This is a genomic window from Mycobacterium sp. E342 (assembly GCF_001667665.1).
Lineage (GTDB): Bacteria > Actinomycetota > Actinomycetes > Mycobacteriales > Mycobacteriaceae > Mycobacterium.
Window position 1 is genome coordinate 19,297 of sequence record NZ_LZJM01000194.1, and the last position, 19,900, is coordinate 39,196.

Annotated in this window: 22 protein-coding genes; 3 read left to right on the top strand and 19 right to left on the bottom strand. The window is 70.5% G+C overall.

Translation table 11 applies throughout. The features are described from left to right. The first annotated feature begins 3 nt into the window (after positions 1-3). On the top strand, positions 4-267 hold the full coding sequence (locus A5692_RS14070; RefSeq protein ID WP_068056903.1) for a hypothetical protein: 264 nt from the start codon (positions 4-6) through the stop codon (positions 265-267). Between the two features lie 2 nt (positions 268-269). Here A5692_RS14070 and A5692_RS14075 read toward each other — a convergent pair whose 3' ends face one another. The 6 genes from A5692_RS14075 to A5692_RS14100 all read right to left on the bottom strand — a co-directional run bounded on the left by A5692_RS14075 (position 270) and on the right by A5692_RS14100 (position 6,169). Then, complete coding sequence (locus A5692_RS14075; RefSeq protein WP_068056905.1) at positions 270-3,122, bottom strand: aminotransferase class I/II-fold pyridoxal phosphate-dependent enzyme; 2,853 nt, start codon at positions 3,120-3,122, stop codon at positions 270-272. 78 nt (positions 3,123-3,200) lie between these two features. Beyond that, positions 3,201-3,590 carry an antitermination protein NusB gene (locus tag A5692_RS14080; RefSeq protein WP_068056908.1) on the bottom strand — a complete coding sequence of 130 codons (390 nt, stop codon included), beginning with the start codon at positions 3,588-3,590 and terminating at the stop codon, positions 3,201-3,203. After that, a complete protein-coding gene (gene nusB, locus A5692_RS14085; RefSeq protein ID WP_068056910.1) occupies positions 3,587-4,084 on the bottom strand; it encodes a transcription antitermination factor NusB in 498 nt (165 codons plus the stop codon). The genes A5692_RS14080 and nusB overlap by 4 nt, the downstream gene beginning before the upstream one ends. Continuing rightward, entirely contained in the window at positions 4,081-4,644 is a 564-nt protein-coding gene (gene efp / locus A5692_RS14090; protein WP_007171952.1) for an elongation factor P, read from the bottom strand. The genes nusB and efp overlap by 4 nt, the downstream gene beginning before the upstream one ends. Positions 4,645-4,778: 134 nt before the next feature. Beyond that, a complete protein-coding gene (locus A5692_RS14095; protein WP_231984318.1) occupies positions 4,779-5,000 on the bottom strand; it encodes a hypothetical protein in 222 nt (73 codons plus the stop codon). A 50-nt stretch (positions 5,001-5,050) separates the two neighbouring features. Further along, the gene (locus tag A5692_RS14100; RefSeq protein WP_068056912.1) at positions 5,051-6,169 is read right to left on the bottom strand and encodes a Xaa-Pro peptidase family protein; all 1,119 of its coding nucleotides are present in this window, start codon (positions 6,167-6,169) and stop codon (positions 5,051-5,053) included. A gap of 33 nt (positions 6,170-6,202) precedes the next feature. On the opposite strand from A5692_RS14100, the gene A5692_RS14105 reads away from it, so the two are divergent. Continuing rightward, positions 6,203-6,901: a B-4DMT family transporter gene (locus A5692_RS14105; RefSeq protein ID WP_197514457.1), complete on the top strand. Its 699-nt coding sequence runs from the start codon at positions 6,203-6,205 to the stop codon at positions 6,899-6,901. 8 nt (positions 6,902-6,909) lie between these two features. Here the strand turns inward: A5692_RS14105 and aroQ are convergent, their stop codons facing one another. The 10 genes from aroQ to A5692_RS14155 form a co-directional block, all read right to left on the bottom strand. Continuing rightward, on the bottom strand, positions 6,910-7,338 hold the full coding sequence (gene aroQ, locus A5692_RS14110) for a type II 3-dehydroquinate dehydratase (protein WP_156766083.1): 429 nt from the start codon (positions 7,336-7,338) through the stop codon (positions 6,910-6,912). Between the two features lie 14 nt (positions 7,339-7,352). After that, on the bottom strand, positions 7,353-8,435 hold the full coding sequence (gene aroB, locus A5692_RS14115; RefSeq protein WP_068056918.1) for a 3-dehydroquinate synthase: 1,083 nt from the start codon (positions 8,433-8,435) through the stop codon (positions 7,353-7,355). Further along, positions 8,432-8,968, bottom strand: coding sequence for a shikimate kinase (locus A5692_RS14120; RefSeq protein ID WP_068056920.1), 537 nt, complete (start codon positions 8,966-8,968; stop codon positions 8,432-8,434). Before A5692_RS14120 ends, aroB begins: the two co-directional genes overlap by 4 nt. Next, a complete protein-coding gene (gene aroC, locus A5692_RS14125; protein WP_068056922.1) occupies positions 8,968-10,173 on the bottom strand; it encodes a chorismate synthase in 1,206 nt (401 codons plus the stop codon). Before aroC ends, A5692_RS14120 begins: the two co-directional genes overlap by 1 nt. 51 nt (positions 10,174-10,224) lie before the next feature. Beyond that, a complete protein-coding gene (locus A5692_RS14130; protein WP_068056924.1) occupies positions 10,225-10,659 on the bottom strand; it encodes an A24 family peptidase in 435 nt (144 codons plus the stop codon). Positions 10,660-10,670: 11 nt separating this feature from the next. Continuing rightward, a complete protein-coding gene (locus A5692_RS14135) occupies positions 10,671-11,489 on the bottom strand; it encodes a shikimate dehydrogenase (protein WP_197514460.1) in 819 nt (272 codons plus the stop codon). After that, complete coding sequence (gene mltG, locus A5692_RS14140; protein ID WP_068056928.1) at positions 11,476-12,714, bottom strand: endolytic transglycosylase MltG; 1,239 nt, start codon at positions 12,712-12,714, stop codon at positions 11,476-11,478. Before mltG ends, A5692_RS14135 begins: the two co-directional genes overlap by 14 nt. After that, complete coding sequence (gene ruvX, locus A5692_RS14145; protein WP_068056930.1) at positions 12,707-13,216, bottom strand: Holliday junction resolvase RuvX; 510 nt, start codon at positions 13,214-13,216, stop codon at positions 12,707-12,709. Before ruvX ends, mltG begins: the two co-directional genes overlap by 8 nt. Beyond that, entirely contained in the window at positions 13,217-15,922 is a 2,706-nt protein-coding gene (gene alaS, locus A5692_RS14150; RefSeq protein ID WP_068056932.1) for an alanine--tRNA ligase, read from the bottom strand. A gap of 84 nt (positions 15,923-16,006) precedes the next feature. Beyond that, on the bottom strand, positions 16,007-16,396 hold the full coding sequence (locus A5692_RS14155; RefSeq protein WP_197514461.1) for a secondary thiamine-phosphate synthase enzyme YjbQ: 390 nt from the start codon (positions 16,394-16,396) through the stop codon (positions 16,007-16,009). 237 nt (positions 16,397-16,633) lie between these two features. On the opposite strand from A5692_RS14155, the gene A5692_RS14160 reads away from it, so the two are divergent. Continuing rightward, positions 16,634-17,257 carry a hypothetical protein gene (locus tag A5692_RS14160; protein WP_068056937.1) on the top strand — a complete coding sequence of 208 codons (624 nt, stop codon included), beginning with the start codon at positions 16,634-16,636 and terminating at the stop codon, positions 17,255-17,257. On the opposite strand, the gene A5692_RS14165 is transcribed toward A5692_RS14160, so the two are convergent. From A5692_RS14165 to A5692_RS14175, 3 genes are all read right to left on the bottom strand, one after another. Continuing rightward, positions 17,258-17,593: a hypothetical protein gene (locus A5692_RS14165; RefSeq protein ID WP_068056938.1), complete on the bottom strand. Its 336-nt coding sequence runs from the start codon at positions 17,591-17,593 to the stop codon at positions 17,258-17,260. After that, on the bottom strand, positions 17,590-18,966 hold the full coding sequence (locus A5692_RS14170; protein ID WP_068056940.1) for a replication-associated recombination protein A: 1,377 nt from the start codon (positions 18,964-18,966) through the stop codon (positions 17,590-17,592). Before A5692_RS14170 ends, A5692_RS14165 begins: the two co-directional genes overlap by 4 nt. A 101-nt stretch (positions 18,967-19,067) precedes the next feature. Further along, positions 19,068-19,900 (bottom strand): hypothetical protein (locus A5692_RS14175; RefSeq protein WP_197514458.1); only part of this gene is annotated, 833 nt, incomplete at its 5' end.

Genomic DNA, 19,900 nt, shown 5'->3' on the forward strand with positions numbered 1-19,900 from the left:
GTCATGTCAGGTACTGCACGCATTGCGCGCCGCAACAACCGCGCGACCATACGAATGCTGGCCTGCCTCGCCATCGTCCTGGGCTCCGGGCTGGTGGGGGTGGCACCGGCGGGCGCCGACTCGAGCCCGTTCAACACCCTCAGCTGCAGCTGCCCAGAGACGGCTCCAGCCGGCAGCACCGCCCGCAGCGACGAGATCGCGCGGGGGATCCGGCGGGGCGAACTGGGCCGGCCGCAACCGCAGGCGTCGGCCCAGCCGGGTCGCTAGGCTCAAGCGTCTTCGCTGACGGCCTGTGCGGCACCGTTGCCGTTGAACGCGCCGTTGAGTCCCGAGGCGTCCGAGGGCAACTCGAAGGCCGGAAACGCCGAACCGACCGCGGCCGTCGCGGCGCTGCGCTGGGCCTCCATCCGCGCCAGGGCCGACTCGGTGAACACCGAGAGCCCCAGGTCGGGGTTGTAGCCGTGGATCTCTTTGACGTCCAGCTGGGCCAGGAAGTAGATGATCTCCTTGGACACCACCTGACCGGGGACCAGCACCGGGAAGCCCGGCGGGTAGGGCACCACGAACGTGGTGGACACCAGCGTCTTGCCTTCGGCCAGCCGCCGCCCCGCCATGCCGATCAGGACATGCTCGCGGTCGGACTCCTCGTACCCGGCGTAGAAGGCCGACCGCATGTCGCCGAAGATGCACGCGTCGACGGGCCGGAAGGCGACGTCGAACTCGCTGAAGTCGGGCAGGTGCGGCAGGTCCTGCGTGATCTCCTCGACCTGCCGTTGGTGCAACGCCCGGTCGGCGATGCTGGCCGCGTTGTCCGCGCGATCGAAATCGGTTGCCACCCTTCGCAACACATCGAGCAGATAATGCACGCTCGACCACGTCACACCGATGGTGAAGATCAGCAGCACGCTGTTGATCGACGTCTTGTTGATCTGGATGCCGAAGCGCTCCATCAGGATCTTCTCGCGGAAGTCGTAGCCGTTCATCCCTGTCTTGCCGACGAACAGGGTCACCCGCGTCGCGTCCAGCACGAACTGGTCGGAGCGCCACGCCTCGTTCCACTCGGCCAGCGCGCCCTGGCGGACCTCCCGGTAGGAGCTCACCGACGAAGCCCGGAATTCCTCGGGCACCAGGTCGGACTCGTCGAGGATGCGAAACCACTTGCTGATCAGCCGGTCTCGGCGCACCCGATGGCGGAACACCAGCGCCATGTCATAGGTCTGCCGGACCAGCTGAAAACCCTCGATGTCGACCTGCCGACGGGCCAAGTCCAGGGACGCCAGCAGTTGCTGGTTCGGTGAGGTCGACGTGTGGGTCAAGAACGCCTCACCGAACGCGTCGCGCGCCAGGGCGTTGAAGTCCTGGTCGCGGACGTGGATCATCGACGCCTGGCGCAGCGCCGACAGCGACTTGTGCGTCGAGTGCGTCGCGTAGACCCGGACCCGCGCGCGGGTCGGGTCGGGTAACAGCGGGCGGTCGACCCACTCCGACCGGTCGACTCCATCCATACCGGCCGCCCAATCCCGGTACTGCGCAGCGTAATCCGGCGAGGCCAGCATCTGCTCGAGGCGCTCGGCCGCCACCATCGCCGTGCGCTGCCGGGCCCACGGCACGGCCGTGGCGAACGCGTACCACGCCTCGTCCCACAGGAAGCAGATGTCCGGCTTGATCGCCAGCACCTCCTCCATAACCTGCAACGGGTTGTAGACCACACCGTCGAAGGTGCAGTTCGTCAGAAGCAGCATGCGCACCCGGTCCAACTGGCCGGCCGCTTCCAGGTCCAGCAGCGTCTGCTTGATCGTGCGCAGCGACACCGCCCCGTAGATCGCGAACTGCGGCAACGGATACGCGTCCAGGTACAGCGGGTACGCGCCGGCGAGCACCAGCCCGTAGTGGTGCGACTTGTGGCAGTTGCGGTCGATCAGCACGATGTCGCCCGGGCGGGTCAGGGACTGCACCACGATCTTGTTGGCGGTGGAGGTCCCGTTGGTGACGAAATACGTGTGGTCGGAGTTCCAGGTGTGCGCGGCCTTGTCCATCGCCTTCTTGATGTTGCCGTGCGGGTCGAGCAGCGAGTCGAGGCCGCCGGACGTGGTCGACGTCTCGGCCATGAAGATGTTGCGGCCGTAGAACTCCCCCATGTCCTGCAACGACTTCGAGTTGAAGATGCTGGCACCGCGCGCGACGGGCAGGGCGTGGAACTGGCCGACCGGCGCCGCCGCGTACGCGCGCAGCGCATCGAAAAACGGCGTGCCATACCGGTTCCGCAGCCCGGCAAGCACCGTGCTGTGCAGGTCGGTGACGTCGTTGAGCCGGTAGAACGTCCGGTCGTAGACGTCGGGCTCGGTGTCGTCGCCCGCCGCGATCGACTCGTCGGTGAGCAGATACAGGTCGATATGGGGCCGCAGCTCGCGGATCCACTCGCCGCACTCCACCCAGTCGTTGGCGTGGTCGGGGATGAGGTCGCCCGCGTCCTCGTTCGGCCCCAGCAGCGTGTTCATCAGCGGCAGCCGGTCGCGGGACCGCAGCGGCAGGTCGTCGCGGATGATGGCGGCCTGGATCTCGCCGTTCAGCGCGACCGCGGTGATGGCGTCTTCGACGCTGGGGACGACCAGGATCTCGAACTGCACGTCGTCGGAGGGGTTGCGCAGGGCCCGCAGGCATTCGGCCAGGCAGTCGGGGGCCGTGTCGGGCGCGTCGTCGGCGAGCAACACGGTGTAGAACTGCTGTTGTTTGGCCTGGGCCACCAGCTCCTGGTCGGCCAGCGGCGCGGAGGTGTCGAACAGGCCTGCGCGGTCGCCGTATTCGCTCAGCAGCCGCACGGCCATGGACACCTCTTCGGTGAGCCGCACCGTGGACAGGCTCTCCAGGTGCGCGCGGAAGACCGCGAGGTTCTGCGCCCCGGGATACAGCCAGTACCGCTCGTAGGCGGCGATGCGGTCCATCAGGCGCTTCACCCGGGCCACGTCGTGGGTCTTGTCGAGCCCGGCCAGGTCGACCTCGGCGAGGTGGCGGCACGCATCGTCGAGCAGATTCCAGGTGTCGACGCGGGCGTAGGACGGGTTGGCCACCGCCGCCAGCGCGGAAACGCGGAGTCGTCGCGGCTGGGTGGTGTATCGAGTCATGACCTCACCTGTTCTTCTGAGCGACTTGTATTCTCACCCCGCCGCGCCGCCCGCGTGATCGTTTCGCGTGAGCCCGGGTCAGCCCTCCAGCTCGTCGTCGGCGTCCACGACTTGCCGATTCGCCCGGGTGCCGTCGACCCAGCGCAGGACCGGGAGATCCCAGCGCCGGGCCGGCAACTCGGTCACGTCGGTCAGGGACCTGACCACCGACTGCGTCAGGCCCATGATCGCGGCCATCACCGGCAGCAGCGGCTGCAGCGGCCTGGCGGCCGAGCGGACGGTGCTGATGCGGCGTGCCACGATCAGGCGTTCGACACAGTGATAAAGCCAGGCGCCCACGGCGAGCGCGTAGATGGACAGCGCCGACGCCACGATGCTCCACCCGAAGGCGGCGCAGACGACGGCGCCCAGCACCACCGTCGCGGCCAACAACCCCGCGACGACGACGCGCAGCTCCAGCCGGGTCACCCGTCGGGGCCCTCGTCCTCCGGCCCGCCGGCGGCAGCGGACCGGACCGCCGCGGCGGCGGCCCGGATCTGCGGCGTCACCAGCATGACCTGACCAAGCACGCCGTTGACGAAGGCCGGGGACTCGTCGGTGGACAGCTCCTTGGCCAGCTGCACGGCCTCGTCGACGGCGACCGGCTCCGGGACGTCGTCGGCGTAGAGCAGCTCCCACACGGCGACCCGCAGGATCGCGCGGTCGACGGCGGGCAGCCGGTCCAGCGTCCAGCCCTGCAGGTGGGAGCTGATCAGATCGTCGATGTGGGCGGCGTGCTCGCCGACCCCGCGGACGGCCGCGACCGTGTAGGGCTGCAGCGGCGCCACGTCGGGGTTGGCCTCGGCCAGCGCGGTCCGCAGGTCGACCACCTCGCCCGCGCCCAGCCCGCGGGCCTCGCCCTCGAACAGCAGGTCGACGGCGCGCTTGCGGGCCTGGTGGCGTCCCTTGACGGGCCTGCTCACGCGTTGACGCGCCCCAGGTAGCTGCCGTCGCGCGTGTCCACCTTCAGCTTGTCGCCGGTGTTGATGAACAGCGGCACCTGGATCTCGGCCCCGGTCTCCACGGTGGCGGGTTTGGTGCCGGCGCTGGACCGGTCACCCTGCAGCCCCGGCTCGGTGTGGGTGACCTCCATCTCGACCGAAACCGGCAGCTCGATGTAGAGCGGCGCCCCGTTGTGGAACGCCACCTGCACCGGCAGCCCCTCCAGCAGGAACCGGGCGGCGTCGCCGACCAGCGACTCCGGCAGCGGATGCTGCTCGTAGTCCTGGCTGTCCATGAACACGAAGTCCGAGCCGTCTCGGTAGAGGTAGGTGGTGTCGCGCCGGTCGACGGTGGCGGTCTCCACCTTCACGCCGGCGTTGTAGGTCTTGTCGACGACCTTGCCCGACAGCACGTTTTTCAGCTTGGTGCGCACGAAGGCCGGGCCCTTGCCCGGTTTGACGTGCTGGAACTCGACGATCTGCCATAGCTGGCCGTCGATCACCAGCACCAGTCCGTTCTTGAAATCGGCGGTGCTTGCCACGGTTCGGTGTCTCTCCTAGGGGATGGACAGTCGTTCTCCGACTGTCTGCAATGTGTCCGTCAGTCTAAATCGCGTCGCGGCAGCGACCCGCGCGTCGGGTGGCCCGGGGGCCGGCGGGAAGCCCGCCGCACGCGCTAGGGGCCGGCCTCGGCCGGCTTGGTGGCCGCAGGGGGCATCCGCTTGATCATCGTCAAGAAGGGAACGCTCAGGCCTCGACCGCCGGTGAACGGCACGGGGACGGTGAAATACACGATGTCGATCTCTAGCCGCATCTCCCGCAAGGGCTGGGCGTGGATGTCCCACCGGAAGTCCCGCAGGCGCGCCAAACCACGTTCGATTGGCTCCACCCCGCTCACGCCCCCCGACTCTACCCCGGGGCGCCGATCCGCCAAATGCCCAGGTTCGGCTAGCCGAGAACGGCCAGCTCCTTGGGGAACCTGGTCAGCAGTTCCGGTGCGCACCCGCCGGTCGCCGCCGCCTCGTCGGGCACGACCAGGGTGTCCTCGATGCGCACGCCGCCGCGGCCGGGGAGGTAGACGCCCGGCTCGACGGTGACCACCGAACCCGCCAGCAGGGTGCCGGTGGAGGTGGCCCCGATCCCCGGCGCCTCGTGGATCTGCAACCCCACACCGTGCCCCAGCCCGTGGCCGAACTGCTCGCCGTACCCCGCGTCGACGATCATCTGCCGCGCCGCGCCGTCGACGTCGCGCAGGCTCGCGCCCGGCCGCAGCGCCTCCCGGCCGGCCCGCTGGGCGTCGGCGACCAGCTGGTAGATCTCCAATTGCCAATCGGCGGCCTTGCCGAGCACGAACGTGCGGGTCATGTCGGAGTGATAGCCGGCCACCAGCGCGCCGAAGTCGATCTTGACGAAGTCGCCCGCCGCCAGCGGCGCGTCGGTGGGGCGGTGGTGCGGGATCGCCGAGTTCGCGCCGGCCGCCACGATGGTCTCGAACGAGATCGCATCGGCGCCATGGTCGAGCATCAGGGCCTCCAGCTCCCGGCTCACCTCGCGCTCGGTTCGCCCGGGCCGCAGGCCGCCGCGCTGCACCAACTCCGCGAGCGCGGCGTCGGCCGCCTCGCAGGCCAGCCGCAGCAGCGCCACCTCACCGTCGTCCTTGACCTCACGCAGCGCCTCGACGGTTCCCGCGGCCCGCACCAGCTCGGTGTCCGCCTTGCGCTCGCCGAGCTCGCCGGTCAGGGCGTCGAACGCGTCGACGGTCACCACATTGCTCTCGAACCCCAGCCTCCCCACGCCGCCCTCGGCGGCCCGGCCGACCAGATGCCGCCCGAGGGCCCGCTCGATGGCGATCTCGAGCCCCGGCGCCTGCTCGGCGGCCTGGGTGCGATACCGGCCGTCGGTGGCCAGCACTGGGTCGCGATCGTCGGCGAACACCAGCAACGCGCCGTTGGATCCGGTGAAACCGGACAGGTAGCGCACGTTGTGCAGGTCGCTGACCAGCATGGCGTCCAGTCCGACGGCCCCGATTTGGGCTTTCAGGTTGTCCCGACGCTGAGAATGTGTCACGACCCTTGACGGTACTCGCTACGCTGATTGCCCATGACTAACTGGATGCTGCGCGGATTGGTGTACGCCGCGGCGATGGTCGTCGTTCGCTTGTTCCAGGGGGCGTTGATCAACGCGTGGCAGACGCAGGCCGGGCTCTTTAGCGTGGTGCTGCTGCTTCTGTTCATAATCGGCGTGGCCGTGTGGGGGGTTTTGGACGGCCGGGCCGACGCAATTGCGAACCCGGACCCGGACCGGCGCCGGGATCTGGCGATGACCTGGCTGCTGGCCGGCCTGGTGGCCGGCGTGCTGTCCGGCGCCGTCTCCTGGCTCATCGCGCTGGTGTACAAGGGTCTCTACACCGGCGGCCTGATCAACGAGGTGACCACGTTCGCGGCGTTCACCGCGCTGTGCGTGTTCCTGCCCGGGATCATCGGCGTCACCATCGGCCGCTGGCGGGTGGACCGCAATCCCCCGCCCCGCCGGCCGGGGGCCGACGAGGAGCGGGCGGACACCGACGTGTTCTCCGCGGTGCGCGGTGACGACGCGCCGACCGGGGAGATCCCGGCGGCCGCGGCGCAGCACGAGGAGCGGACCGCGGCGGTCGCGACGGCCGAGCGGGATGCCCCCACGGAAGCGACCGAGCGTGACGCCCCCACCGAGACGATCGCCAAGACCGAGGACGATCCCAAAACCGAGGTGATCCGCAAGGTCGGCGACGAGCCCACCAAGCCGGACTCGGACAAGGGTTAGCACAAGGCTTAGCGCTTGGCGGCGTCCGCCAGGTAGCGCAGGGCGAGCAGGTAGCCCTGGATCCCCAGCCCGACGATCACCCCGGTTGCGACCGGGCTGAGGTACGAGTGGCGCCGAAACTCCTCGCGGGCATGCACATTGGAGATGTGCACCTCGATCAGCGGCGCGCGCAGCTCGGCGCAGGCGTCGCGCAGCGCGACCGACGTGTGGGTCAGTCCACCGGCGTTGAGAATCACGGGTTCGCCCGCGTCGGCCGCCGCATGAATCCAGTCCAGCAGCTGGGCTTCGCTATCGCTCTGCCGCACAACCGCTTCCAGGCCGAGCGCGGCGGCCTCGCGCTCGATCAGCGCGGCCAGTTCCTCGTGCGTGGTGTCCCCGTACACGTCGGGCTCGCGGCGGCCCAGCCGGCCCAGGTTCGGGCCGTTGATGACTTGCACGTTGACGTTGACCCTCACGAAGCTATCCCGTCGTACGCCGCTGCCAGCAGCGACGGGTCCGGCCCGGCCAGCCGCCCCGGCTTGGCCAGTCCGTCGAGGACCACGAACCTCAGCACGCCGGCGCGGGACTTCTTGTCCTGAGCCATGTATTCGAGCAGCTGCGGCAGCGCGTCGGCGTCATAACCGACCGGCAGCCCGAGCGCCGACAGGACCGTGCGGTGGCGCTGGGCGGTCGCGTCGTCGAGCCGGCCGGTCAGCCGCGCCAGCTCCGCGGCGAACACCAGGCCCACCGACACCGCGGCCCCGTGGCGCCACTCGTAGCGCTCCCTGCGCTCGATCGCGTGCGCCAAAGTGTGGCCGTAGTTGAGGATTTCGCGCAGCTCCGACTCCTTCTCATCGGCGGCGACGACCCGCGCCTTGACGGCGATCGAGCGCCGGACCAGCTCCGGCAGCACGTCGCCCGTGGGGTCCACGGCGGCCTGCGGGTCGGCCTCGATGAGATCGAGGATCGCCGGGTCGGCGATGAAGCCCGCCTTGACCACTTCGGCCATCCCGGCGACGAGTTCGTTGTGCGGCAACGTTTCCAGGGTCGCCAGGTCGACGAACACCGCGAGCGGCTGGTGGAAGGCGCCCACCAGGTTCTTGCCCGCGTCGGTGTTGATGCCCGTCTTGCCGCCGACGGCCGCGTCGACCATGCCGAGCAACGTGGTGGGGACGTGGACGATGTCGACACCGCGCAGCCAGGTGGCCGCCGCGAAGCCGGCGACGTCGGTGGCGGCGCCGCCGCCGAGGCTGACCACGGCGTCTTTGCGGTCGATCCCGATGCGGCCCAACACCTCCCAGAGAAAGCCGACCACCGGCAGGTCCTTTCCGGCCTCGGCGTCCGGGATCTCGATGCGGTGCGCGTCGACGCCCTTGTCCGCCAACCGGTTTCGGATCGCCTCGGCGGTGTGTGCCAGCACCGGCTGGTGCACGACGGCCACCCGGTGCCGGTCGCAGAGCAGGTCGACCAGCTCCTCGCCCAGATCGGTGCCGATGACCACCGGATAGGGCGGGTCGACCGCCACCTCGACGGTGACCGGATCGGTGCGGGTCATGTTGTGGCCTCCGCGTGGGCGTTCTCGGGCGTCTGCAGCCTGGACACGATGTAGCGCACCACCGCGCCGGGATTGCGGCGATTGGTGTCGACGCGAATCGTCGACACCCGCCGGTACAGCGGCACCCGCTTGGCCATCAGCGCCTGGTATTTCTCGGCGCGGTCGGGGCCGGCGAGCAGGGGGCGCACGGCGCCGCCGCCGGTGCGCCGCACGCCTTCGCCGGCGCTGATCTCCAGGTAGATGACGGTGTGGCCGGCGAGCGCCTCGCAGACCCCGGGGCTGGTGACGGCCCCGCCGCCGAGCGACACCACGCCGTCGTGGTCGGCCAGCGCGGCACGCACCGCTTCCTCCTCGATGCGGCGGAACTCCTGCTCGCCGTCGGTGGCGAATATGTCGGCGATGCTGCGGCCGGTCCGCTGCTCGATCGCGGCGTCGGTGTCGAGGAACTCGACGCCGAGCGCCTTGGCCAGCCGCCTGCCGATGGTGGACTTGCCCGAGCCCGGCAGCCCGACGAGTACGGCCCTGGGGGCCATCACGCGGTACCCCGCGCGGCCGGCGACTCCCGGTCGGCCACCGCGCGCTGATACGCCTCGATGTTGCGGCGGGTCTCGGTGAGCGAGTCGCCGCCGAACTTCTCCAGCGCCGCCCGCGCCAGCACCAACGCCACCATCGCCTCGACCACGACGCCGGCGGCCGGCACCGCGCAGACGTCCGACCGCTGGTGGATGGCGACGGCCTCGCCGCCGGTCGCCATGTCGACGGTCGCCAGCGCCCGCGGCACGGTGGAGATGGGCTTCATCGCGGCGCGCACCCGCAGCGGCTGGCCGTTGGTCATGCCGCCCTCGAGGCCGCCGGCGCGGTTGGTCGAGCGGACGACCCCGTCAGGCCCGGGATACATCTCGTCGTGGGCGCGGCTGCCGCGGCGGCGCGCCGTCTCGAAGCCGTCGCCGATCTCCACGCCCTTGATGGCCTGGATGCCCATGACCGCGGCGGCGAGCTGGCTGTCCAGCCGGTTGTCGCCGCTGGTGAACGAGCCCAGCCCGACCGGTAGGCCCAGGGCCACCACCTCGACCACACCGCCGAGCGTGTCGCCGTCCTTCTTGGCCGCCTCGATCTCGGTGATCATCGCTTCTTCGGCGGCCTTGTCGAAGGCGCGCACCGGGCTGTCGTCGATCGCGGGCAGGTCCTCGGGGCACGGCGGCGGGCCGTCGTAGGGCGCCGACGGACCGATCGCGATGACGTGGGAGAGCACCTCGACGCCGAGCGCCTGGCGCAGGAAGGAGCGCGCGACGGTGCCCACCGCGACGCGGGCGGCGGTCTCCCGCGCGCTGGCCCGCTCCAGCACCGGGCGGGCGTCGTCGAAGCCGTACTTGAGCATGCCCGCGTAATCGGCGTGGCCGGGCCGCGGCCGGGTGAGCGGTTCGTTGCGCGCGACGTTGGCCAGCTCCGCCGGATCGACCGGGTCGGCGGCCATCACGGTCTCCCACTTGGGCCACTCGGTGTTGCCGATCTCGATGGCGATCGGGCCGCCCAGCGTGATCCCGTGGCGCACCCCGGACAGCACGGTCACCGCGTCGCGCTCGAACTTCATCCGCGCGCCGCGGCCGTAACCGAGCCGGCGGCGGGCCAATTGGTCGGCGATGTCGGTGGAGGTGACCTCCACGCCGGCGACCATGCCCTCGAGCATGGCCACCAACGCGCGGCCATGCGACTCCCCGGCGGTGATCCAACGCAACACCCGATCATCTTCCCATGTGCGCCGGGGTGGCCTTAAATCCGCGCGCCGCGCTCAGGCCTGAGCCAGCCCGATCGCGACGGCGGTGGCCACGCACATCGACGGGCCGTGTGGCACCGCCGCGGCGCCCGCCCGGCCGGCGAGTCGACCCAGCAGGGCCCACGCCACGGTCAGCAGCGGCGCGGCCAGCGCCGCCAGGAACCACACCGCGGCGCCGAAGCAACCGGCCAGCGCGCCCAGGCCGATCGCCAGCTTGACGTCCCCGGCCCCCATCCCCGCCGGCGCCACCAGGTGCACCGGCAGATAGACCGCGGTCAGCGCGGCCGCCCCGGCCAGCGCCGGCCAGCCGTGCCCGGCCACTGCGGCCACCAGCAGGATCACCCCGGCCCCGGGCAGCGTCAGCAGATTCGGCAACCGGCGCTTGCGAACGTCGTAACCGCTCAACACCGCCAGCCAGGCCAGCACCGCGAGCGCCGCCGTCATCCGCATGCCGCGGGACGCTAGCCCAGGGACGCGGCCATGGCCTCGCGCGGCGCCGGGAGCCCTGTGAACAACTCGACTTGGGTGAACGCCTGGTGCAGCAGCATCTGCAGCCCGCTGATCACGCGACCGCCGGCGGCGGCCACCGCGGCGGCCAGCGGCGTCGGCCACGGGTCGTAGACGGCGTCGAGCAGCACCGGGATCGGCGCGAAGGTGTCCGCGTACCGCGCCGCGACGTCCGCGGGGATGGTGCTGACCAGCACCTCGGCGGCGGCCACGGCGCCCGCCAGCCCGTCGCTGTCCAGAGCCACGAACCGCGTCGGCACCCCGGCGCCCGTGCCGAGGTCCACCAGCCGGGCGGCCTTGTCCGGGTTGCGGGCGACGACGGTGATGGCGGCGACACCCAGTTGGGCCAGCCCCAGGACGGCCGCCGGCGCGGTGCCGCCCGAGCCGCACACCAGCGCGGGGCCGGCCACCTCCCCTTGTGACGCCAGCGCCCCCGCGACGCCGTCGATGTCGGTGTTGTCGGCCAGCCAGCCCGCCGGCGTGCGGACCAGGGTGTTGGCCGACCCCACCCGCTCCGCCCGTTCGGTGCGCTCGTCGGCGAACCGCAGCGCGGCGAACTTGCCCGGCATGGTCACCGACACCCCGACCCACTCGGGGCCGAAACCGCCGACCACCCCGGGCAGCTGCTCGGCGTCGCACTCGATGCGCTCGTAGGTCCAGTCGTGCAATCCCAGCGCCCGGTACGCGGCCAGGTGCAGTTGCGGGGACTTCGAGTGGGCGATCGGCTTGCCGAGCACCGCCGCCTTGCGGGGGGCGCCGTCAGCGCGCGCTATCGAGGACACCGTTGCGCTTAGCCAGCTCGATATTGGCCAGGTGCTGCTGATAATCCTTGGTGAACAGCGTCGTCCCCTGGGCGTCGATGGTGACGAAGTACAACCAGTCACCGGGCTCGGGGTGCTCGGCGGCGTGCAGGGCGTCGACACCGGGCGAACAGATCGCCGTCGCGGGCAGCCCCTGCGACACGTAGGTGTTCCACGGCGTCTTCTGGGCGCGGTCGGCGTCGGTGGTGGCCACCTCGCGGCGGTCCAGCGGGTAGTTGACCGTCGAGTCGAATTCCAGCGTGTGGTGGGCGTGCAGCCGGTTGTAGATGACCTGGGCGACCTTCGCGAAGTCCTGAGATTTGGATTCCTGCTCCACCAGCGAGGCGACCACCAGGATGTCGTAGGGCGACAGGCCCATGGTCTGGGCGGTGTCCACCAGCCCGGACTTCATGTACTCGACGGCGCCGGCGCTGATCAGGCCGGACAGGATGGTCTCGGCCGGGGCCGACGGGTCGACGTTGAACGTTCCCGGTGCGATCAGCCCCTCGATCCGGCGATGGTCCTTGCCGAGCTCGGTGAACGGCTCGACGGCCCACGGCGGCACCGCCAGCGCCGCGGGGGTGCTGTTGGTCGCCGCCGCCCGCAACTCCTCGACCGCCACGCAGTGCTGGTCGCCGTCCAGGGTCACGCATGAGGCTCGGGAGATCAGCGTCAGGATGCCCGGGGTCACCTTGTTGGTCTTCATGTCGGTGGTGTCGTCGAGCTGACGGCCCTCCGGGATCACAAGCCGCCCCACCCGGTTGTTCGGGTCGGCCAGCCGCGCGACGGCGTTGGCCGCCGGGATCTCGGTCCGCATCCGGTAATAGCCGGGCTGGATCGAGGAGATCTTGCTGTTGCCGTGCGCGGCGTTGACGAAGGCCCGGACGGTCTTGATCACCTGCTCTTGCTGCAGCGTCTCCCCGACCATTGTGGTCGAGTCACCGTCCTTGATCTGAATCACGATGTCGCGCTTGCCGTTTCCGGTGTAGTCGTCGCCGGCCCCGAACACCGTGTGCCAGAGCTTGGCGCCGACGAAAACTCCCACCAGCACGACGACGGCGACGACCGCGAGCACGATCTTGCCGGCGAACCGCCGGCGGTGTCCCCGCTCGGCCTGGTTCCGGGCGACGCGGCTCTTTTTTCGGGACGGACCGACCGCTTCGGGCTCGGCCCGTTGGCGCCGTGCGCTGTCAACCATCGGCGGGCTCCCCCGCCGCCAGGGTGGCGCGGCGCTGGTCGAGCCAGCTCTGCAGGATGGCCACCGCGGCCGCCTGGTCGATCACCGCGCGCTGCTCTTTGGCCCGGACACCGGCCGCGCGCAGGGATCGCTGCGCGCTCACCGTGGTCAGTCGCTCGTCGGCCAGCCGCACCGGCGTGGGGGCGATGCGCTGGGCCAGCGTGTCGGCCAGCTCCATCGCGTCGACCGCCGACGGGCCGGTGCGGTCGGCCAGTGTCCGCGGCAACCCGACCACCACCTCGACCGCCCCGAGCTCGGCGGCCAGCTCGGCCAGCCGCCGCACGTGTTTGCCGGAGCGGTCGCGACGCACGGTTTCCACCGGGGTGGCCAGGATGCCGTCGGGATCGCTGCAGGCGACACCGATGCGCACGCTGCCGACGTCGACACCGATCCGTCGGCCGCGCCCCGGGTCCTGGCCGGGGTCGCCGGGCCGGTCGGGCAGGCGATGTTGTGCGGGAACCACTCAGCCGACCCGCGCTATCTCGGAGCGGAGCGCGTCGAGCGCCGCGTCGATGCGGGTCGGATCCTTCCCGGCGCCCTGCGCCAGGTCCGGCTTGCCCCCGCCGCGGCCGTCGACGGTCGCGGCCAGCTGCTTGATCAGGTCGTTGGCTCGGATTCCGAGGTCCTGGGCGGCGGGGTTCGCGGCGACCGCGTACGGCACGCTGCCGCCCTCGCCCTCCGCGATCAGCGCCACCACCGCGGGCTCGCTGCCCAGCTTGCCGCGGATGTCGCCCACCAGGGAACGCAGGTCGCCGGCCGTCATCCCCGCGGACATCCGTTGCGCCACCACACGGACGTTACCGATACGCTCCGCGCCGGCAGCGGCGTTGGTCGCGGCGGCACGCGCGCCGGCCAGCCGTGCGCGTTCGAGCTCCTTCTCGGCGGCCTTGAGCCGCTCCACCAGGCCGGCCACCCGGGCGGGCACCTCGTCGGACGGCACCTTCAGCGACGACGCCAGCCCGGCCATCAGGGCGCGTTCCTTGGCCAGGTGGCGGAACGAGTCCAGCCCGACGTAGGCCTCCACCCGGCGCACCCCCGAGCCGACCGACGATTCGCCCAGGATGGTCACCGGCCCGATCTGGGCCGAGTTGTGCACGTGGGTCCCGCCGCAGAGCTCCAGCGAGAACGGCCCGCCGATCTCCACGACGCGCACCTCGTCCGGGTAGGCCTCGCCGAACATCGCCATGGCGCCCATGGCCTTGGCCTTGTCCAGCTGCTCGAGGAACGTGTGCACCTCGAAGTCGGCCTGCACGGCCTCGTTGGTGACCTCCTCGACCTGGGTGCGCTGCTCGTCGGACAGCGGTCCCTGCCAGTTGAAGTCGAATCGGAGGTAACCGGGACGGTTCAGCGATCCGGCCTGGACGGCATTGGGGCCCAGCACTTGTCGCAGCGCGGCGTGCACCATGTGGGTGCCCGAGTGCCCCTGGGTGGCCCCGCGGCGCCATTCCGGGTCGACCGCCGCGACGACGGTGTCGCCCTCGACGAATTCGCCGGATTCGACGTTGACCCGGTGCACCCACAGGCTTTTGGCGATCTTCTGCACGTCGGTTACCGCCGCGCGGGCGCTCTCGCCGGCCCCCGTCCCGCTGATGGTGCCCTCGTCGGCGATCTGCCCGCCGGACTCGGCGTAGAGCGGGGTGCGGTCGAGCACGAGCTCGACCTGCCGCGCGCCCGCCCCCTCCGTTTGCGCACCGTGGGTGACGACCGGTACCCGCTTACCGTCGACGAAGATTCCGAGAATTTTTGCCTCCGAAGACAATTCGTCGAAGCCGGTGAATTCGGTGGGCCCGGCGTCAACCAGCTCCCGGTAGGCGCTCAGGTCGGCGTGCGCGTGCTTGCGGGCGGCGGCATCCGCCTTGGCCCGGCGCCGCTGCTCGGCCATCAGTTCCCGGAAGCCGATCTCGTCGACCCGGAGGCCGGCCTCGGCGGCCATCTCCAGGGTCAACTCGATGGGGAAGCCGTAGGTGTCGTGCAGCGTGAAGGCGTCCGAGCCGGAGATCGCCTTGGTTCCGGCGGCTTTGGTGGTGCCGGCCACCTCGTCGAACAGCTTGGAGCCCGCCGCCAGTGTGCGGTTGAAGGCGGTCTCCTCGGCGACGGCGATGCGCCTGATCCGATTGAAGTCGGCGACCAGTTCGGGGTACGAGGGGCCCATCGCGTCGCGCACGGTGGTCATCAGCTCGCCGACGATGGGTCGCTCGATGTCGAGGAGTTTGGCCGACCGGATCACCCGGCGCAGCAGGCGGCGCAGCACGTAGCCGCGCCCGTCGTTGCCGGGGGTGACGCCGTCGCCGATCAGGATCGCCGCGGTGCGGCTGTGGTCGGCGATCACCCGGTAGCGCACGTCGTCGGAGTGGTTGCCCACGTCGTAGCCGCGCGGCGCGCGGGCGGCCACCGCGTCGATGACGGGCCGCAGCAGATCGGTCTCATAGACGTTGTGCACGCCCTGCAGGATGAACGCGACCCGCTCGACGCCCATGCCCGTGTCGATGTTCTTGCGGGGCAACGGCCCCAGGATCTCGAAGTCGGTCTTGGAAGTGCCCTCGCCGCGTTCGTTCTGCATGAACACGAGGTTCCAGATCTCGATGTAGCGGTCTTCGTTGGCCACCGGCCCGCCGCCGACCCCGAACTCTTCCCCGCGGTCGTAGTAGATCTCCGAGGACGGGCCGCACGGCCCGGGGATCCCCATGGACCAGTAGTTGTCCTCCATGCCGCGGCGCTGGATCCGCTCGGCCGGCAGGCCGGCGATCTCCTGCCACAGCTGGACGGCCTCGTCGTCGTCGAAATAGACCGTTGTCCAGATTCTTTCGGGGTCCAGCCCGTAGCCGCCCTCGGACACGCCGTTGGTCAGCAGGGTCCACGCGAGCTCGATGGCACCGCGCTTGAAGTAGTCGCCGAACGAGAAGTTGCCCGCCATCTGGAAGAAGGTGTTGTGCCGGGTGGTGATGCCGACCTCGTCGATGTCGGGCGTGCGGATGCACTTCTGGATGCTGGTGGCCGTCGAGTACGGCGCGGTGCGGGCGCCCAGGAAGTACGGGACGAACTGGACCATGCCGGCGTTGACGAACAGCAGGTTGGGGTCGTCGAGGATCACCGATGCGCTCGGCACCTCGGTGTGGCCCGCCTTCACGAAATGATCAAGAAACCGTTTCCTGATCTCGTGTGTCTGCACTGTTGAGTCCGCTTCTTTCCTGTTTGCTCGTTGCGTGGACGTCTGTTCCAGCCTATTCGCTGGAGTGGAGGGTGTACCGGGCCGCTAACCCTCCAGAAAGCTCAGCCGTACCGACCGCTGCGGGTTGTCGCGGTTCAGGTCGACCAGCACGATGCTTTGCCAGGTGCCCAGCATCGGCTCCCCGCCGGAGACCGGCACCGTCACCGAGGGCGCGACGAGCGCCGGCAGCACGTGGTCGGCGCCGTGGCCCGGGGAGCCGTGCGAGTGCCGGTAGCGGTCGTCACGCGGCAGCAGCCGTTCCAGCGTGTCGAGCAGGTCGTCGTCGGAGCCGGCTCCGGTCTCGATGATGGCGACGCCGGCCGTCGCGTGCGGGACGAACACGTTGCACAGGCCGTCGCCCCGCGACCAGCAGAAGCCGCGCACCGCCTCGGTCAGATCGACGATGCGGCGCCGTGTCGTGTCCACGTCCAGCACATCGGTATGCATTCCGACCAGCCTACGGGCCGCCCGCTGGGCCTGCTCAAGGCCAGCCGATCGTTTGTGAGCGCGGCCACATCGGGGCATCGCGGGGCATCGCGGGGCATTGCAGGGCATTGCAGGGCATTGGGGGGCATTGCGGCGCGTACCGGGCAGGAGGAAGGTAACTGGTGGGGCCGGTGGCGCCACCAGTTGCCCTTCAATAACCAGCCCCGACACAGAGAGGGGTCAGCCGTGTACGCACGCTCTACCACCATCCAGGCGCAACCCTTGTCGGTCGATATCGGGATCGCGCACGTCCGCGATGTCGTCATGCCGGCCCTCAAGGAGATCGACGGGTGCGTCGGACTGTCACTGTTGGTCGACCGGCAGTCCGGAACCTGCATCGCCACCAGCTCGTGGGACAGCATCGAGGCGATGCGCGCCGGCGCCGAGCGGGTCGCCCCGATCCGCGACCGGGCCGCGCTGATGTTCGACGGCAGCGCGCGGGTCGAGGAGTGGGACATCGCTTTGCTGCACCGCGACCATCCCTCCCGGCAGGGGGCGTGCGTGCGGGCCACCTGGCTCAAGGTGGTGCCCGATCAGCTCAGCCGATCGCTGGACTTCTACCGGTCCTCGGTGCTGCCGGAGATGGAGGAGCTCGACGGGTTCTGCAGCGCCAGCCTGCTGGTCGACCATCCGGCGTGCCGGCGGGCGGTGTCCTGCTCGACGTTCGACTCGATGGACGCCATGGCGCGCAACCGCGACCGGGCGACCGAGTTGCGCAGCAGGCGCGTCCGCGAACTGGGCGCCGAGGTGATCGACGTCGCCGAGTTCGAGCTGGCGATCGCTCACCTGCGGGTGCCCGAGTTGGTCTAGCTAGGGCAGCGCGTCGCCGGGAAAGCCCCGGCAGGGGTGCACCTGGTAGGTGAACACATTCGCCGCCACGCCGGGGTCGTCCTGCATGATCGCGGTGGTCTCGTCCACCGTGGCCGCGAACACCCCGATGCCGCAGACGTCGGACTCGTCGGCGACCGGCAACACGACCGCCAGCACGCCGTCGTCGCGCAGCCCGAAGTTGCGCCGCCCGTGCTCCCAGATGATCGCCGGCGACGACTCGTCCCCGAACCGCGGCCCGCGCTTGAGGATGACGACGCTGTATTCCCCGGCGGTGGGCAGCAGCTCGCCCATCTCCTGGTCGGTGAAGTGCCTCACGCCCGTCCCCGCTTCCTGCGGATGATCGCCCGTAACCGTTCCAGCCGCCCGGCCATCTCCCGCTCACCGCCGCGGCCGGTCGGCCGGTAGTAGTCGACGCCCACCAGCTCGTCGGGTGGATATTGCTGGGCGACGACGCCGTCGGGATCGTTGTGCGAGTACTGGTAGCCCTGTGCGTGTCCCAGCGCCGCCGCGCCGGAGTAGTGCCCGTCGCGCAGATGCGGCGGCACCAGCCCGGCCCTGCCCGCCTTGATGTCGTCCATCGCCGCCGCCAGCGCGGTGGTGACGGAGTTCGACTTGGGCGCGGTCGCCAGGTGGATGGTGGCGTGCGCCAGCGTCAGCTGCGCCTCCGGCATGCCGATCAGCTGCACGGTCTGGGCGGCGGCCACCGCGATCTGCAGGGCGCTCGGATCGGCCATGCCGATGTCCTCGCTGGCCAGGATCATCAGCCGGCGCGCGAGGAACCGCGGGTCCTCCCCCGCGACGAGCATGCGGGCCAGGTAGTGCAGCGCCGCGTCGACGTCCGAGCCGCGCACCGACTTGATGAAGGCGCTGATCACGTCGTAGTGCTGGTCGCCGTCGCGGTCGTAGCGCACCGCGGCCTTGTCCAGCGACTGCTCGATGGTCTCGACGGTGACGGCTTCATTGGCTCCCTGGGCTGATTCGGCCGCAACCTCCAGCGCGGTCAGGGCGCGCCGGGCGTCGCCGGCGGCGAGCTGTACCAGCAGGTCGACCGCCTCGGGCGCCACGGCCACCTTCCCGCCCAGCCCGCGGGGATCGTCGATCGCCCGCTGCACCACGGTGCGGATGCCGTCGGCGCTCAGCGGACGCAACTGCAGGATCAGCGACCGGGACAGCAGGGGCGCCACCACCGAGAACGACGGGTTCTCGGTGGTCGCCGCCACCAGCAGCACCACCCGGTTCTCCACGGCGGACAGCAGGGCGTCCTGCTGGGTCTTGGAGAACCGGTGCACCTCGTCGATGAACAGCACCGTCTGCTCGCCATTGAGGAGCGCGTGCCGTGCCTTCTCGATAATCGCGCGGACGTCCTTGACACCGGCCGACAGCGCCGACAGCGCCTCGAACCGGCGGCCGGTGGCCTGGGAGACCAGCGCGGCCAGTGTGGTCTTGCCGCTGCCCGGCGGGCCATACAGGATGGCCGACGCCACGCCGGATCCCTCGACGAGGCGCCGCAGCGGCGATCCGGGCGCCAGCAGGTGCTCCTGCCCGACCACTTCGTCCAGCGAGGCCGGACGCATGCGCACCGCCAGCGGCGCGCCGGCCGACACGCCCAGGCCTTGGCTGCCCGTCGGCGGCGCGCCAGGCAGGTCGCTGGGCATGTCAAACAGACCGTCGGACACGGCTTCAGGCATATCAAGGTGATCTCATCACAGGCGGCACACGGCCGCAGCGCACCGCAGCCGCGGCTAACAGCGCCGTAACTTGGACGGCGGGCCAGCGCTGATGCCGGCGGTTACGCCGGCTGCGGCCCCGGCGGTGGCGGACCCGTTTCGTAACCCGGTTGGGGCACGGGGACCACCTGGCCGCCGGACAGCTTGCGGTAGGCGTAGATGATCACCAGGGACGCGACCGGGGCCGCCACCAACAGGCCGACGCCACACAGCAGCGCACCGACGAGGAAAGACGCGAACGCGACCAGCCACACCAGCAGCGCGTTGACGAAATTAGACCCGACCAGCGAGAAGCTGGACGTGAAGCCCTTGATGGCCGACTCCGAGCGGTCGATCACGAACGGCACGGTGAACTGGGTGAAGATGCCCAGCACCAGGCCCGGGACGAAGCACAACGCCGACGCGATCGAGGTGAGGACCTCGACGATCAGCACGGCCAGAAACACCATGCCGAGGTTGCGTGGCTTGAAGAACGAGCCGATGGTCACCGCGCGCCCGTCGGCGAGGTCGAGGCAGCCGGACAGGAATGCCGATTGCGCGAATGCGCTCACCGCGTAGGCGACCAGGTAGCCGAGGGTCATCAGCCCGTACCCGGGGCCGGTCAGGTTGGTCGTGAAGGTGAAGTCGTAGTCGTCGGAGCTGGTGGCCGTGGTCATGTTCTGGCTCAGCGTGAGCAGCGCGACGGCCACCCCGATCAGCAGCCCGTACACCAGCGTGGGGACGATCAACGCCGCGGCGTTCTTGGTGAAGGTGTTCCACGCCCAGTTGAACGCCTCGCCCACGCTGAATGCGGGTTTCGGCGGGGCCCCGTAGCCGGGCGGCGGGCCGTAGCCGGGGGGCGGTGCGCCGTATCCAGGGGGCGGGCCGTAGCAGTGGACCCGGGCGCCGGTGGCCG

What these genes read in the sequence shown, in the direction of transcription:
- A5692_RS14130 (WP_068056924.1), bottom strand. Translation starts at nt 10,659, where the DNA reads ATGCGGATGACGGCGGCGCTCGCGGTGCTGGCCTGGCTGGCGGTGTTG.
- A5692_RS14105 (WP_197514457.1), top strand. Translation starts at nt 6,203, where the DNA reads ATGACTAACTGGATGCTGCGCGGATTGGTGTACGCCGCGGCGATGGTC.
- aroB (WP_068056918.1), bottom strand. Translation starts at nt 8,435, where the DNA reads ATGACCCGCACCGATCCGGTCACCGTCGAGGTGGCGGTCGACCCGCCC.
- A5692_RS14170 (WP_068056940.1), bottom strand. Translation starts at nt 18,966, where the DNA reads ATGCCTGAAGCCGTGTCCGACGGTCTGTTTGACATGCCCAGCGACCTG.
- A5692_RS14075 (WP_068056905.1), bottom strand. Translation starts at nt 3,122, where the DNA reads ATGACTCGATACACCACCCAGCCGCGACGACTCCGCGTTTCCGCGCTG.
- A5692_RS14120 (WP_068056920.1), bottom strand. Translation starts at nt 8,968, where the DNA reads ATGGCCCCCAGGGCCGTACTCGTCGGGCTGCCGGGCTCGGGCAAGTCC.
- mltG (WP_068056928.1), bottom strand. Translation starts at nt 12,714, where the DNA reads ATGGTTGACAGCGCACGGCGCCAACGGGCCGAGCCCGAAGCGGTCGGT.
- A5692_RS14070 (WP_068056903.1), top strand. Translation starts at nt 4, where the DNA reads ATGTCAGGTACTGCACGCATTGCGCGCCGCAACAACCGCGCGACCATA.